13 protein-coding genes are annotated in these 14,567 nt (G+C 29.1%); 11 read left to right on the forward strand and 2 right to left on the reverse strand.

What is annotated here, in order from left to right:
- Positions 1-93: 93 nt before the first annotated feature.
- From H0I29_RS10015 to H0I29_RS10045, 7 genes are all read left to right on the forward strand, one after another.
- A complete protein-coding gene (locus H0I29_RS10015; RefSeq protein WP_218755227.1) occupies positions 94-822 on the forward strand; it encodes a type III pantothenate kinase in 729 nt (242 codons plus the stop codon).
- Complete coding sequence (locus H0I29_RS10020; RefSeq protein ID WP_218752166.1) at positions 819-2,108, forward strand: hypothetical protein; 1,290 nt, start codon at positions 819-821, stop codon at positions 2,106-2,108. Before H0I29_RS10015 ends, H0I29_RS10020 begins: the two co-directional genes overlap by 4 nt.
- A gap of 15 nt (positions 2,109-2,123) precedes the next feature.
- Complete coding sequence (locus H0I29_RS10025; protein ID WP_218732627.1) at positions 2,124-3,446, forward strand: lipopolysaccharide assembly protein LapB; 1,323 nt, start codon at positions 2,124-2,126, stop codon at positions 3,444-3,446.
- Positions 3,447-3,450: 4 nt separating this feature from the next.
- Positions 3,451-4,014, forward strand: coding sequence for an LPS export ABC transporter periplasmic protein LptC (lptC, locus tag H0I29_RS10030; RefSeq protein ID WP_218732628.1), 564 nt, complete (start codon positions 3,451-3,453; stop codon positions 4,012-4,014).
- A gap of 1 nt (position 4,015) precedes the next feature.
- Positions 4,016-4,213, forward strand: coding sequence for a hypothetical protein (locus H0I29_RS10035; protein WP_218732629.1), 198 nt, complete (start codon positions 4,016-4,018; stop codon positions 4,211-4,213).
- Positions 4,214-4,228: 15 nt separating this feature from the next.
- Positions 4,229-5,494: a hemolysin family protein gene (locus H0I29_RS10040; protein ID WP_218732630.1), complete on the forward strand. Its 1,266-nt coding sequence runs from the start codon at positions 4,229-4,231 to the stop codon at positions 5,492-5,494.
- Between the two features lie 122 nt (positions 5,495-5,616).
- Entirely contained in the window at positions 5,617-7,707 is a 2,091-nt protein-coding gene (locus tag H0I29_RS10045) for a peptidylprolyl isomerase (protein ID WP_218752167.1), read from the forward strand.
- 326 nt (positions 7,708-8,033) lie between these two features.
- On the opposite strand, the gene rho is transcribed toward H0I29_RS10045, so the two are convergent.
- Entirely contained in the window at positions 8,034-9,743 is a 1,710-nt protein-coding gene (gene rho / locus H0I29_RS10050; RefSeq protein ID WP_218752168.1) for a transcription termination factor Rho, read from the reverse strand.
- A gap of 196 nt (positions 9,744-9,939) precedes the next feature.
- On the opposite strand from rho, the gene H0I29_RS10055 reads away from it, so the two are divergent.
- The 4 genes from H0I29_RS10055 to H0I29_RS10070 all read left to right on the forward strand — a co-directional run bounded on the left by H0I29_RS10055 (position 9,940) and on the right by H0I29_RS10070 (position 14,019).
- Positions 9,940-10,371, forward strand: coding sequence for a DUF4293 domain-containing protein (locus H0I29_RS10055; protein WP_218732633.1), 432 nt, complete (start codon positions 9,940-9,942; stop codon positions 10,369-10,371).
- 289 nt (positions 10,372-10,660) lie between these two features.
- Positions 10,661-11,326: a response regulator transcription factor gene (locus H0I29_RS10060; RefSeq protein WP_165733098.1), complete on the forward strand. Its 666-nt coding sequence runs from the start codon at positions 10,661-10,663 to the stop codon at positions 11,324-11,326.
- Between the two features lie 168 nt (positions 11,327-11,494).
- Positions 11,495-12,184: a hypothetical protein gene (locus H0I29_RS10065; protein ID WP_218752169.1), complete on the forward strand. Its 690-nt coding sequence runs from the start codon at positions 11,495-11,497 to the stop codon at positions 12,182-12,184.
- Positions 12,185-12,195: 11 nt separating this feature from the next.
- The gene (locus H0I29_RS10070) at positions 12,196-14,019 is read left to right on the forward strand and encodes a tetratricopeptide repeat-containing sensor histidine kinase (RefSeq protein ID WP_218752171.1); all 1,824 of its coding nucleotides are present in this window, start codon (positions 12,196-12,198) and stop codon (positions 14,017-14,019) included.
- Here the strand turns inward: H0I29_RS10070 and H0I29_RS10075 are convergent.
- Positions 14,006-14,503, reverse strand: coding sequence for a metallophosphoesterase (locus H0I29_RS10075; protein WP_218732636.1), 498 nt, complete (start codon positions 14,501-14,503; stop codon positions 14,006-14,008). The two genes, H0I29_RS10070 and H0I29_RS10075, sit on opposite strands and share 14 nt — an antisense overlap.
- Between the last annotated feature and the right edge of the window lie 64 nt (positions 14,504-14,567).

Here is a 14,567-nt window from a genome sequence, read left to right on the forward strand (position 1 = left end):
TTAGCGGTGGCAAATATACAACCTTTTTTAAGATGTGCAAGCATCTTTTTAAAAAAATGTATTGTATTTTTGATTTTTATAAATATAGTAATGATGAATTTAATAATTGATGCAGGTAATACAAGAGTTAAGGCTGCTGTGTTTGAGGGTGATACCATTTTAGAAGTGGTTTTTATTGACCAGAAAAAAATTTTATCAGAAATAAAAAAAATTTTAAAAAAATATAAAATTAGTCAAGGAATCTTGTCTTCGGTTAGTTTTATATCAGAAAAAACGTTGAATAAGCTTCAAGATTTAATGCAATTGACGATTTTGTCCTCTTCGACGAATGTTCCTTTTGTTAATTTGTATAAAACACCAACAACTTTAGGAGTAGATAGAATTGCATTGGTTGTGGGGGGCGTAAATGAGTTTCCTGAAAAAAACACATTAATTATAGATGCTGGTACTTGTATTACTTTCGATTTTGTGAATAGTAAGTCAGAATACTTAGGTGGTGCAATTTCTCCGGGAATAAAAATGAGGTTTGATTCTTTAAATCATTTTACCGCAAATTTACCATTGCTGCAAAAAGATGAAGTGAATAGTTTTATTGGTCGTGACACCAAAGAAAGTATGAATTCTGGTGTTGTAAATGGAGTGGTTCAAGAAATTGATGGTGTAATTAATCAATATAAAAAGAAATATATGGATTTAACAGTCGTTTTAACAGGAGGAGACACAAAATTCTTGTCAAAGCAATTAAAAAGTAGCATATTTGCCAAGAAAAATTTTCTTCTTCAAGGATTAAATAGAATATTGATATTTAATATAGACAAATGATTAGAAACATATTATTAGTTTTTATACTAATAACCTCTTCAGCTTTAACAGCTCAAAGAACAAGTTCATCACCATACTCTTTTTTTGGTATAGGAGATGAATTTAACCCTGTTACAGTAGAACAAAGTGCAATGGGTGGTATTGGAGTTGCTTTTAACCACTACAAATATTTAAACTTTACAAATCCTGCAGCGTATGCTAACTTAAGATATACAACATATTCTTTTGGTTTGTTAAATAATAAATTATCAGTAGAGAATGACGGTGTTAAACAGTCTTCAAACTCTACTAGTTTAAGTTATTTTGCTTTGGCTTTTCCTATCGGTAAGAAAGCAGGTATGTCTTTTGGATTACAACCTGTATCTTCTGTGGGTTATTCTTTATCTAATTCTATTTTAGATGACGAAGAAAATATTTTAGAGAGAACTCGTTTTACTGGTGATGGCGGTGTAAGTAGAATTTACACTAGTTTTGGTATAAAAGTTTATAAAGAATTATCTTTAGGGGTAGAATTAGATTATAAATTTGGAAGTATAGATAATAGTATTCTTAATGAAAGGTTAGGAGTTGCTTTAGCTACAAAATATAAGGAGGCTACTATTGTTAGAGGTGGATCGGTTACACTAGGAGCACAATATAAAAAAGCACTTAAAAATAAACTGATAATAAGCGGTGGAGCTACTCTTAAAATGGGTAATGATTTAGAAGTTACCGGAGATGATTATTTATACTCTCTTACTATAACTAATACTGGAGGAGAATTTGGAAGAGATACCATTTCGCAATCAGAAATTAGTGGAAATTATAAATTACCATTAAAAGCAACTTTAGGTGCAGGAGTAGGAAAAGATGATCAATGGTACGTTGGTTTAGAGTACGAACAACAAGATGCTATAGAAACTACAGGCTTTTTAGCTACTTCTAACAATGCTTACATGTATGGTGAGTCAAATAGAATTTCTTTAGGTGGATTTTATATTCCTAAAATTAATTCAATCTCAAATTACTGGGAAAGAGTTACTTATAGAGCAGGTGTTCGTTTAGAAAAGACAGGGTTATTAGTAGATGGAACAACTCCATTTACAAATTTTACCGCTGTAGACGACTTTGGCATATCTTTTGGTTTAGGTTTACCACTGAAACAATTATCCTCAGTAAATATGGGATTTGAATTTGGTCAAAGAGGTACAACTTCTAATAATTTAATTAAAGAAAATTATTTTAATTTTAGATTAAGTTTATCTTTGACAGATACTAATTGGTTTCAGAAAAGAAAAATAGATTAACAAAAAACTAACAAAATGAAGAAAATTACGTTTTTACTAGCTGCAATGTTGTTATTGGCATCAGCAAAAACAAATGCGCAAGACGATGCAAAAAGAGAATGTACTATTAAGTATAATCTTTTTAAGGGAGATTTCCAATCTAAAAAGTATGAAGAAGCTTATACAAACTGGATTTATTTAATGGATAATTGTAAAGATTTATCTGTAAATATTTACAAGTTAGGTTCTACTTTGGCTGAAGACGTTAGAAAAGACCCTGTTTTAGCAAAAAGAGTTTATGAGCAAAGATTACAGTATTTTCCTAAAGACAATCCAGCAAAATTACATAGTGATTATGCAACTTATTTGTTAGATAACAAATTAGCATCTGATGATGAAGTATTTGCTATTTTAGAAAAAGGATATAATATCGATCCTGCTAAAATGGGAGTAAAAAACTTGTATATCTATTTTCAAGGAGTTACAGATAGAAATAAAGACACAGATCCTCAAAAAGTATTTGATACTTATGATGATGTTTTAGAATCTGTAGGTACAAAATTGGAAGGATATGCGGCTAGACTAAAAGAACTTTCTAAAGATTCTGTAGCTAACAAAAAATTAATACATGCATATTCGACAAACTCAAGAGCATTGGGTACTGTAGAAGGGGGTTTAGATAATATTATTTCAGAAATAGCAACTTGCGAAAGATTAATACCTATTTACAAAAGAGATTTTGAAGAAAATAAATCTAATGCTGTTTGGTTAAAAAGATCAGTTTCTAGAATGTTTAACAAAGACTGTCAAGAAGATCCTTTGTACCAAGAATTAGTTAGAGCTTATGCCGAAGCATCTCCTTCTCCTGAAGCATATTCATTTTTGGCTAGTGTTTTAGAAGATAATGGAGATACAGCTGGGGCTAATGAAATGAGAGAAAAATCTTTCGATTTAGAAACAGATCCTTTAAAGAAAGCAAAGTATAAATTAAAATTCGCTCAATCAGCTAAATCTAGAGGTCAGTTAAGTAAAGCTAGAGGTTTAGCAAGAGAAGCTTTACGTTTTAACCCTAACTATGGTAAAGCATATTTATTTATTGCAAGATTATACCAGTCTAGTGTAAATAATTGTGGTGATAATGAATTTGAAAAAAGAATGGTATATGTTGCTGCTTTAAATCAAGCACAAAGAGCTGCATCTGTAGATCCTAGTATTTCGTCTACTGCAGGTTCATATATTAGAAGTTATAGAGCTAATGTACCAAGTTCTAAAGTTGTTTTTACTGCAGGTGTTACTCCTGGTAGTAGCTATACTCTAAAATGTTGGATTGGTGAAACAGTAAGAGTACCTTCAAATTAATTTTTTGAAAAACACAGAAAAAATATTATATAAAAGCATTACTGTACTATTTGTTACAGTAATGCTTTTTTCTTGCTCTAACAATACGAAGGAAGTGAGGGATTTTTTGGTGTCTAAGAATTTGCCTATCGGAATTGCTAAAGATGCACTTCATGTATATAAAGATTCTGGTAGAATTACATCAAAACTAATTACGCCGTTATTGTATGATTTTAGTAATAGAAAACAACATCCTTATAACGAATTTCCAGAAGGTATTGAAATTATAAATTTTGATGGAATGGACTCTGTTACTATTTCAGGAAATTATGCATTATCATATACAAACACTCAGATTTCTGAAATAAAAGGAAATGTGGTAGTTGTAAATCCTAAAGAAAATTCTAAATTAGAAACAGAACAATTATTTTGGGATCAAAATACTAAGTACTTTTTTTCAGAAAAAGCATTTACTTTAACCACTTTAAAAGATACTATATATGGTGTTGGGTTTGAGTGTAAAGAAGATTTAAGTAAGCATTTAGCAAAGAAAACAACAGGAAGATTACTAACATCAGAAGGAGAATAATATGAATACAGTTTGGAAATTTTTTCAATATGGCTATTTAGTAGTCGCTTTAATATGTTTGGTAGAAGGTTTTCTTAGTTGGGGAGCAGATAGGCAGAAATCTTATATGTTTTTTGGTGCTTCTATTTTTATTATCTTAGTTTTTTTCTTTAAAAGACATTTTAGAAAAAAAGTAGAAACTAGAAATAACCAAAAATAGATTATAAATTTCTTAATGGAAATTGAAATTATCATAATATTGACCTCTATTATTCTTTCCGCTTTCTTTTCGGGAATGGAAATAGCATTTGTTTCTGCTAATAAGCTGCATATAGAATTAGAGAAAAAAAGAGAAGGCTTTATACCTAGTGTTCTTAATAAAATTACTCAAAAATCATCAAAATTTATTACTACCATGTTAGTTGGTAATAATATTTCTTTGGTAATTTACAGTTATTATATGGGCGGATTCTTAATTAGAATTCTTCCCTTAAATACCTACAATGAGTTTACTACGCTTCTTTTACAAACAATTATATCTACCATAATAATACTAATTACTGCAGAGTTTTTACCAAAAGCTATTTTTAGAATCTATGCAAATGAGGTTTTAAAATTATTTGCTGTACCTGCCTATTTTTTTTACGTTTTATTTCATTTTTTTTCTGAAATTATTTCTTTTATTTCAGATTTTTTTCTGCGTGTATTCTTTAAAACAGATGCAGAAGAGCAACAGACGGAATTTAGTAAAGAAGAGTTAGGTTACTATATTACAGAGCAATTAGAAACAGGTAATAATGATGAAGAAGTAGATTCTGAAATACAAATTTTTCAAAATGCACTGGACTTTCATAATGTAAAAGCAAGAGAGGTTATGGTTCCTAGAACCGAAATTGTTGCAGTTGAATTACATGAAAAAGTAGCGAACTTAAAAAATATATTTATAGATTCGGGTTTGTCTAAAGTGTTAGTTTATAAATCATCTTTAGATGACGTGATAGGGTATGTAAATGCTTTTGAATTATTTAAGAAACCAAAAACTATTAAATCTATTTTATTGCCAGTAGAGATTGTACCCGAGTCTATGATGATAAACAACATTTTAAACAGTTTAATGAAAAAACGTAAAAGTGTTGCTGTTGTTGTTGATGAATATGGGGGGACTTCTGGTATGATAACCGTAGAGGATATTGTAGAAGAATTGTTTGGTGAAATTGAAGATGAGCACGATACTCAAGAATTTTTAGAAAAAAAAATATCTGAAACAGAATTTAATTTTTCAGCAAGATTAGAGGTAGATTATTTGAATGAAGAGTATAGTTTAAATATACCAAAATCTGAAGCTTATGAAACTTTAGGAGGCTTTATTATAGAGCAAACAGAAAGTATTCCTATAGAAAATGAAGTGGTTGATATTGAAGATTTTGAAATTAAAATCTTAAAAATGAGTAGTGCTAAAATAGAAGAAGTACGCTTAAAAATAGTAGATGAAGATGCTTAATAAATCTCTTTGTTTTTAGAACTAATTATAAGTCAATTTAATTACTACTAATAAGTATAAATTCGATTGCAATATTAAATCCCAAATCGTATATTCGCAAACTGAAAATTAAATAAATTCGTATGGCAATTTTATCAAAAATTAGAGAACGTTCAATGTTCTTAATCATTATAATTGGTTTAGCACTTTTTGCTTTTGTATTGGACCCATCTACTTTAGGTGATTTTTTCGATTCAAGTAAAGTAAATCAAGTAGGTGAAATAAATGGAGAGAGTATCTCTTTACAAGAGTTTACTGGAGAATTAGAAGCCTATAAGCAACAAGTAGGTAACGGTGTTACTGAAATGCAAGCCTCTAAAAATGTTTGGGATAATATTGTTAGAAAAAAAATCTACCAAAATCAATTATCAGAAGCAGGAATTACTGTTGGTGAAGCTGATGTTTGGAATGAAGTAATTAATGCTCCTTCAGTAAAAGATAATCCTCAATTTCAAAATGAAGTAGGCTTTTTTGATGAAGTTAAATTCAAACAATTTTTAGCCGATACAAAATTAAACAATCCAGAAATGTGGGAAGCTTGGTCTAACTACATGACTCAAATTAGAGATAATGGATCGAGAAATACATATAATAATCTAGTTACTGCAGGTCTTGGTGCTTCTTTAAAAGAGGGAGAGTCTCAATATTTTGCAGATAATACTAAATTAACTTCTCAATTTGTATTTGTACCTTATACTTCAATTGCAGATAGTTTAGTTTCTGTTTCTAAAGGAGAAATAGAATCTTATATCAAAGCAAACTCTAACGATTTTAAAGTAGAAGAGTCTAGAGATATTTCTTATGTACAGTTTAATATTGCTGCTACAACAGAAGATGAAAATGCTATTAAAGCTAGTGTTTCTGAATTAATTGAAGATTTTAAAAATACTTCTAATGAAAGTGTATTTTTAAGCGAAAATGATTCTGATACTAGTATTGATGATAGTTTTAAATTTCAAAAAGAGATTAATGCAACAGTAGCTTCGGAAATTTTTAAAGGTGCTAAAGGCGATGTTTTTGGTCCTTATAAAGAACAAGGATATTTTAAAATATCTAAAATTACTGATGTAACTAGTATGCCAGACTCTGCTAGAGCAAGTCATATTTTAATTCCTTTTTTAGGAGCTCAAAGAGTTGCTGCAGATGTAACAAGAACACAAGATGAAGCTAAGGTTTTAGCTGATAGTATATTAAATGTTGTAAAAAGAAACAAAAATAAATTTGAAGACTTAGCTAAAACAATGTCTTCGGATCTTGGTTCTGGTGCAAAAGGAGGAGATTTAGATTGGTTTACTTATAACAGAATGACACCTGAATTTAGAGACTTCGTTTTTGAAGGAAGTACTGGTGATATCGATGTTGTTGAAACTCCATTTGGTTTTCATATTATTAAGATTGATGGACAAAAGAACAGTCAGACAGCTTTAAAATTAGCTACTTATAGTAGACAAATAATAGCTTCTGAAGCTACTGAAAATGCTATTTTTCAAAAGTCAGAACAATTTGCTTTAGCATCATCAAAAGAAAATAAGTTTTTTGAAGTAGCAAAAGAAAATAACTATGTTACAAAGCCTGCTATTGGTTTAAAAGTTTTAGATGAAAATGTACCTGGTTTAGGAAACCAAAGACAAATTATTTCTTGGGCTTTTAGTAATGATACTAAACCTGGAGATTTTAAACGTTTCGATTTAGAAGGTAGTCATGTGGTTGCTTTTGTAACGGCTAAAACTGAAAAAGGATTAATGTCTGCTGCTAAAGCAACAAATACTGTAAAGCCTATTTTAGTAAACCAAAAGAAAGCTAAATTAATTGCAGATAAATTTAATGGAAGTACGTTAGCAGATATCGCTAAAGAGAACAATACCAATGTTAGAAATGCAAGTGGTATTAATTTAAAAAGTCCTACGTTGTCTGGTGCTGGTTCAGAACCTAAGGTTGTAGGAGCTATGTATAACGCAGAAATTAATAAAGTTTATAAAAACATAGAAGGTAATAGAGGTGTGTATGCTTTTGCTGTAACAAACAAAGAGTTGCCAACTGCTTTACCAAACTATGAAACTACTAGAAAGAGTATTGCTGAGTCTAGAAAAACAAAAACTTTTGCAATTTATGAGGCGATTAAAAATGCTGCTGATGTAGAAGATTACAGATCAGATTTATACAGAAGTAACTAGTATAAGTTTTATTAAAAATATAAAAATCCGTTCAAGTTTTTGAACGGATTTTTTATGCTTTAAATTTAACTCAATTGAGCTTTTAAATCTATATAGATGTGAACTTTGTTACTTTGTTTATGTAGTGACAAAGGCAAGTAGGTTTAGCCCTGATTGAAGCATTTGTTTGAGCTCTTTATTATTCTTTTTGGAATATTAAAAGCGAGTGCTTTTCGACTGCTCTCAAGATAAACTCCAAGCAAGACATAGCTTCTAATAAAAAAAAAACCTTCTTGATTGCTCAAAAAGGTTTTCTATAAAGTTTATTTTTTATCTAAAGGTTATTTCTAACCGTTCATAGAGATTAAAAACTCATCATTATTTTTAGAGAATTTAATTTTATCATTGATAAATTCCATTGCTTCAATAGGGTTCATATCTGCAAGGTATTTACGTAAAACCCACATTCTTTGTACAGTTTTAGCGTCTAATAATAAATCATCACGTCTTGTAGAAGATTTAATTAAATCGATAGCAGGATAAATACGTCTGTTAGATATATTTCTATCTAATTGAAGCTCCATGTTACCTGTTCCTTTAAATTCTTCGAAAATTACTTCGTCCATTTTAGAACCAGTTTCTGTAAGTGCTGTAGCAATAATGGTTAAAGAACCACCATTTTCTATGTTTCTAGCAGCTCCAAAGAAACGTTTTGGTTTGTGTAATGCATTTGCATCGATACCACCAGAAAGTATTTTACCAGATGCTGGTGCAACGGTATTGTAAGCTCTTGCCAAACGCGTAATTGAATCTAAAAGAATAACAACATCATGCCCACATTCTACCAAACGTTTTGCTTTTTCTAAAACAATATTGGCCACTTTTACGTGTTTGTCTGCAGGTTCATCAAAAGTAGAAGCAACAACTTCTCCACGTACATTACGTTTCATGTCTGTAACCTCTTCCGGACGCTCATCAATCAATAATACTATCTGATAAACTTCCGGGTGATTTGCTGCAATTGCGTTTGCCACATCCTTTAATAACATGGTTTTACCAGTTTTAGGTTGTGCTACAATCATACCTCTTTGCCCTTTTCCTAAAGGAGAAAATAAATCGATAATTCTTGTTGATAAAGAACTTCCTTTTTCTGCTAAATTGAATTTTTCTTGAGGAAATAACGGAGTTAAGTGCTCAAAAGATACTCTGTCTCTAACTAAATTAGGATTTAATCCGTTTATTTTTGATACTCTAATTAAAGGAAAATATTTTTCGCCTTCTTTTGGTGGACGAACATTACCTCTAACGGTGTCTCCTGTTTTTAATCCAAATAATTTAATTTGAGATTGAGAAACATAAATATCATCTGGAGATGATAGGTAGTTATAGTCAGAAGAACGTAAGAAACCATAGCCATCTGGCATCATTTCTAAGACACCTTCACTTTCAATAATTCCATCAAATTCAAAATCGGGATCTTTATAACGGTTTCCAGATTTATTACCATTACTTCTGTTAGAGTTGTTTTTGTCTCTAGTTTGGTTAGGGTTTTTCTTTGGAACGTTCGTTTTTGGTTGAGGCTTGTTTGGTTGTGTCTTGTTTTGAGTATTTGCAGGTTTTGGCTCCTGTTTATCTACTTTTTTAACAACTCTTTCTTTGGTAGCCTTTGGTTTAATTTCTGTTTCTGCTTCAACATCTTTTTGTACAGTTTCTTTCTGTACTGGTTTCCTAGGGTTAGGTTTACGTTGAATTGTTTTTTCTTGTTTTACCTTTGTTTCTGGTGTATCTAAAGTAGGTTGTTCAGTTTCTGCTTCGCTTGGTGCTTTTACAGAATCAGTAGCTTTAGAAACTCTTTTTCTTTTAGGTTTTTCTGTTTTTTGTTTTACTTCAGTTACAGGAGTTGAAGAAGTATCTACAGGGTTTGCAGCTTGTGTATCTAATATTTGATACACTAAATCTAATTTTTTAAGTTGACTCGTCTTAGATAGACCAATAGATTTTGCAATTACTTGTAAATCAGCAAGTGTTTTTGCTTTTAGTTCTGAGATTTCGAACATTCGTTATATGTTAAGTTAAATTGTAAACCTTATTTAGATAAGATTAATTATAATTTTTTTAGAGTTTATGTATTGTATATAGTACTATACAATATTTAATGGGTGGTTACTATATTACAAATATATGCAAATTTTTTAAGTTTTAGGTTTTCTTTTTAAAAAAGAAAGTTCTACTTTTGTATTTCTATTTTTTAATATGATTCAACGAATACAGAGTATCTATTTATTGTTAGCAACCGCCGTTTCTGGAGGCTTGATATTTGTATTTGATATTTGGAGTACTATTAAAGAAGAAATTTTTGCTTTGGATTTATTTTTTAGAGATTCTATGCTTTTAAAAGTAATTCCTTTATTATATTTGCTTTCTGCAATCGTATCTTTTGGAACTATTTTTTTGTTTAAAAATAGGAAGTTACAATTTGTTGTAGGGCGTTTAGTAATTTTGATCAATCTTTTTTTATTAGGATTATTGATTTATGTATCTCTAACTTTACCTGGAGAAGTTTCGATTTCGGAGAAGGGTATTGGGATGTTCTTACCAATTTTAGTTATTTTGCTTATTGTTTTGGCAAATAAAGCTATTAAAAAGGATGAAGATCTTGTGAAATCTGTAGATAGATTGCGATAAACCTATCATATTAGTATATTTAGTGCGAAAAAAAACCGAGAATTTATTTCTCGGTTTTTTGTTTTCTAGATCTTTCTAGAGTTTAAATCTAATTTGAATATTTAATTTGTATTTTTATTAACTTAAATAACATTATCCTATGAGGGGTTAATGTGTTGTAAGTTAGATATGTAGGGTAGTAGTCTCACTGTTTTCAGTGAGAGGGTTCACTGAAAACAGTGAGATTGAAATTTCACCAAAAATGGGTATTGTAAGTTTATAAACTGTACTCTAAATTTGTAATATAATAATGAAAGAAAAGATATACGTTCACGTAGCAGATGATCACAAAATTTTAATTGAGGGCATCATCGCTGTAATAAATACTGATAAAGAGATTGAAATTAAAGGATATTCTTTAACAGGACAAGAAGTAATTGATTGGTTTGATCAAAAAGAAAACTCGGCAGATGTTTTAATATTAGATATTACAATGCCAGTTCTAGATGGTTTTGAAGTTTTAAAGCACTTTAGAAAAAGAAAAATAGACCAAAAAGTTATTATTTTATCTAGTTATGATGATCTTAAAATTGTTCAAGAAGTTTTATCTCTTGGTTCTAATGGGTATATCTCTAAAAATAATGCTGGAGAACATATTGTAAATGCTATAAAAGCAGTTGCAAAAGGCGAGCAATATTTTAGTGATGATATTCAGAAAATGTTATTACAATCTTTATCCGGTCAAATGGTTCCCAAAGGAGAAGTGCCAGACAAATATTTGTTAGAAAGTCTAACGGAGAGAGAATTAGATGTTTTAAAATTAATCACAAAAGAGTATAGTACTATTGAGATGGCAGATTTAATGCACCTTAGTAGGAACACCATTGAAACATATAGAAAAAGTTTATTAAAAAAATTAAAAGTAAAAAATGCAGTAGGCTTGGCAATGTATGCAGTTAAAAACAATATAGTATAGTTCTTATGCCCCTAAAATAAATAACTATTAGACTTTGATTTATTTATAAATCGTTCCCCTAAAAAGTTTAATAGCTAATTCAAAGAACACTAATTGTTGCATACATTCTAGCTTACAAAAAATATGAATAGTTAACCCTAATTAAATATAATATTAATTATCTCCCTTATGAAAAACTTTAACTTATTTGCAGTATTAGTTTTGCTAACATTAGTTTTTACTTCTTGCTCATTCAATGAAACAGTATTGCCGGAAGAACAATCTACAGATTTATTAAAAACACATACAATTAAAAGAGATGTTGATGGAACATATTCTTTAGATTATAGTTTAAATGCAAATGTAGCAACTGAAAATGTTATAGATGAGTCTACGAATACAAATTATATTTATTTATATCCATCAGAGAATAAACTTAGCAGTAAGGTTACTCAAGATTTTACCATTGATGGTAACCAGCTTAAGATAGGTTTTGTAGATACTAATTCTAGTAAGAAATCTCAAATTACTATTAAAGATGAAGATGCTAAGTTTTTTAAAACTGAAAGCGAAGACATGTTATCTGAGTATAGCATTTCTGGAAACGAAAATGGAACATATACTTTAAATTTTAGTGTAAAGAATAAGGTAAAAGTAGATTTTGTTTTTAATGAAGAATTAAATATTTATGAAGTTCATTTAGAAGAAGGAAAGTCTGATGAATCAGTTTTTTCTAAGGTTTTCGAAAAAATAGAAGGTGAAGCTTTAAAGATTGATTTTGTAAATCATATTCGTGAAGATAATACTTCGGCTAAATCATCAAGTGAAGCTGGGTATACCTATTTTAAAGAAAGAAGACCAGAAGTAATTATAGATTAAATATATAATAATTGAAAGGTTTAAATAAAGTATTTTTATTTTTGTTTTTTGGAGTTGTTTTTAAAGCATTACCCATAGAAAAAGAAGCTGTACTACTTACAGCTTCTTTTTCTATGCAGTTAAATGATAGTACTTTAATCAAAAGTTTTAAAAATATTGATAAGTTATATAAAGATAAAAAATTTGATTTAGCTTTAAAAAATGCATTTATCTTATTAGATAGCTCTAAGTATAGGAATAACAGTATATTTTACAAAACAAACTTTATAATAGGTAATATTTTTTATGAAACACTAAGTTTTAAAGATGGTATTAAGTATTTTAGAATTAATGTAGATAGTATGTTAAAAGACTCTCTATTATTAGATAATAAAGATAAAGTTTTTGAGCCAAAATTATTATTAATTCAAAATTATCTTCGTTTAGGTAGTTCTTATCACAAACTTAAAGAAAGAGATTATTTAGAAGGTACAGATAAGTTAAATAAGTATAGGGATAGCACCTTATTTTATTATTATAAAGTTTTAGATTTTAATGATCTGAATAAAACATATTTAGATACTAAAGCCAAAGCATATAGTAATTTATCCGCTTTCTATATAAATGATTCTTTGTATGATTTAGCTACTAAATATGCGAATAAATCTATAGAAATTCATAAATTGAATAATAATAAAATAAATCAAGCTGCTGCTTTAGGTAACCTAGCAAGTATTTATTTAATTAAAGAAGATTTTAACTTAGCTAAAAAAATTTATTTAGAGGGTTTAGAGTTAATTAAGAATGATAATAGTGCGAAAGCCGTAAGGTTTAAAGCTAGTTTGTATGCTAATTTATCTTGGGCTATGTATAAGTTAAAAGATTACAAAGCGTATGAATTTCAAGAAATATCTTACGGTATAAAAGATGAACTAAGGGATACTGAAATTAGAGGAATTGTAAAAACAATTAAGGCAGAATACGACGTTGATACAGTTAAAAAATTAGTTTTAAAAGAAGAAGAAAATAAACGCCTAAAAAATCAAAGAACATTTTGGATGCTTGGTATAGGTGGCTTAATAATAATAATAACATTATTATATGTATTAAATTTCTATAAACTTCGCCAGAAAAATTTACGCTTAGAGTTAACACAAACACAGTTAGTTCAGTATCAAAATTTAGAAAAGATAAAATCAGATGCTCAAGTAAGAATTCTAAATGCGACTATAGATGGTAAAGAATCTGAGCGAAAACAAATAGCAGAAACTTTACACGATAGTGTAAGTGCTCTTTTATCATCTGCAAACCTTCATTTACAAGCTGCAAGAGGTTTGTTTAAAGGAGATATTCCTATAGAAATAGATAAGAGCCAACACATTATTAAGGAGGCATCTCAAACTATAAGAGATTTATCTCATACCCTAGTTTCTTCTGTATTGTTAAAATTTGGTTTAAAATATGCCTTAAAAGATATGGCAGATAAATATTCTAATTCTCAAATTAAGATTGATACAAGAGTAGGTGAAACAAGGAGATATGAACAAAATTTTGAAATAAAAGTATATAATATTATTCAAGAATTTATTAATAATATTTTAAAGCATAGTAAGGCTGAAAAGGCAATGATTAAGTTAGATGAATCGGATGGTAAATTGTATTTAAGAATTTCTGATGACGGTGTTGGATTTGATAAAAAGAAGATAATAAAAAAAGAAGGACTCGGGTTAAATCAAATTGATGCTAGAATACAAATGATGCAAGGAGAATTCCATATAGATACTGCGCCTAAGAATGGTACTGTAATTAAAGTTATTCTGCCAATTTTAGAAAAAAAGAAAATTAACCTCGTTTAGCTAATTCTATAATTTCTAGATCTTGTACGTTTCCTTTTTCTAAGGTAAAACGCAACATGGTTCTTACTTTATGAAAACCATGATTTCCTGCAGCACCTGGATTTAAATGCAATAAATTCAGTTTTTTATCATATTGTACTTTTAAAATATGAGAATGTCCTGAGATAAAAATTTTTGGAGGATTTACTTTTATTTCTTCACGAATTCTCTGGTCATATCTATTAGGATACCCTCCAATATGTGTAATCCAAACAGAAACATTTTCAACTTCAAACTTTGTGTCTAAAGGAAATTCAGATCTAGCATCAGCTCCATCAATATTACCAAAAACAGCTCGTAAAGGTTTTAATTTTTTTATAGTATCGGTAACTTCCAAATTTCCGATATCTCCAGCATGCCAAACTTCATCTGCCTGTTTTACAAACTTTAATATTTGTGCATCAATAAAACTATGAGTATCAGATAATAATAAGATTTTCTTCATAAAAAGAAATAGTTAGAAAAGTTTAACGTCTCTATTGGCTTCAAATGTAATCATAACAAAATAA

Source organism: Polaribacter sp. R2A056_3_33 (assembly GCF_019278485.1).
Lineage (GTDB): Bacteria > Bacteroidota > Bacteroidia > Flavobacteriales > Flavobacteriaceae > Polaribacter.

Coding starts and splice junctions, on each gene's coding strand:
- H0I29_RS10075 (WP_218732636.1), bottom strand. CDS start 14,503: ATGAAGAAAATCTTATTATTATCTGATACTCATAGTTTTATTGATGCA.
- rho (WP_218752168.1), bottom strand. CDS start 9,743: ATGTTCGAAATCTCAGAACTAAAAGCAAAAACACTTGCTGATTTACAA.
- H0I29_RS10055 (WP_218732633.1), top strand. CDS start 9,940: ATGATTCAACGAATACAGAGTATCTATTTATTGTTAGCAACCGCCGTT.
- H0I29_RS10040 (WP_218732630.1), top strand. CDS start 4,229: ATGGAAATTGAAATTATCATAATATTGACCTCTATTATTCTTTCCGCT.
- H0I29_RS10065 (WP_218752169.1), top strand. CDS start 11,495: ATGAAAAACTTTAACTTATTTGCAGTATTAGTTTTGCTAACATTAGTT.
- H0I29_RS10020 (WP_218752166.1), top strand. CDS start 819: ATGATTAGAAACATATTATTAGTTTTTATACTAATAACCTCTTCAGCT.
- H0I29_RS10045 (WP_218752167.1), top strand. CDS start 5,617: ATGGCAATTTTATCAAAAATTAGAGAACGTTCAATGTTCTTAATCATT.
- H0I29_RS10035 (WP_218732629.1), top strand. CDS start 4,016: ATGAATACAGTTTGGAAATTTTTTCAATATGGCTATTTAGTAGTCGCT.
- H0I29_RS10060 (WP_165733098.1), top strand. CDS start 10,661: ATGAAAGAAAAGATATACGTTCACGTAGCAGATGATCACAAAATTTTA.
- H0I29_RS10015 (WP_218755227.1), top strand. CDS start 94: ATGAATTTAATAATTGATGCAGGTAATACAAGAGTTAAGGCTGCTGTG.
- H0I29_RS10025 (WP_218732627.1), top strand. CDS start 2,124: ATGAAGAAAATTACGTTTTTACTAGCTGCAATGTTGTTATTGGCATCA.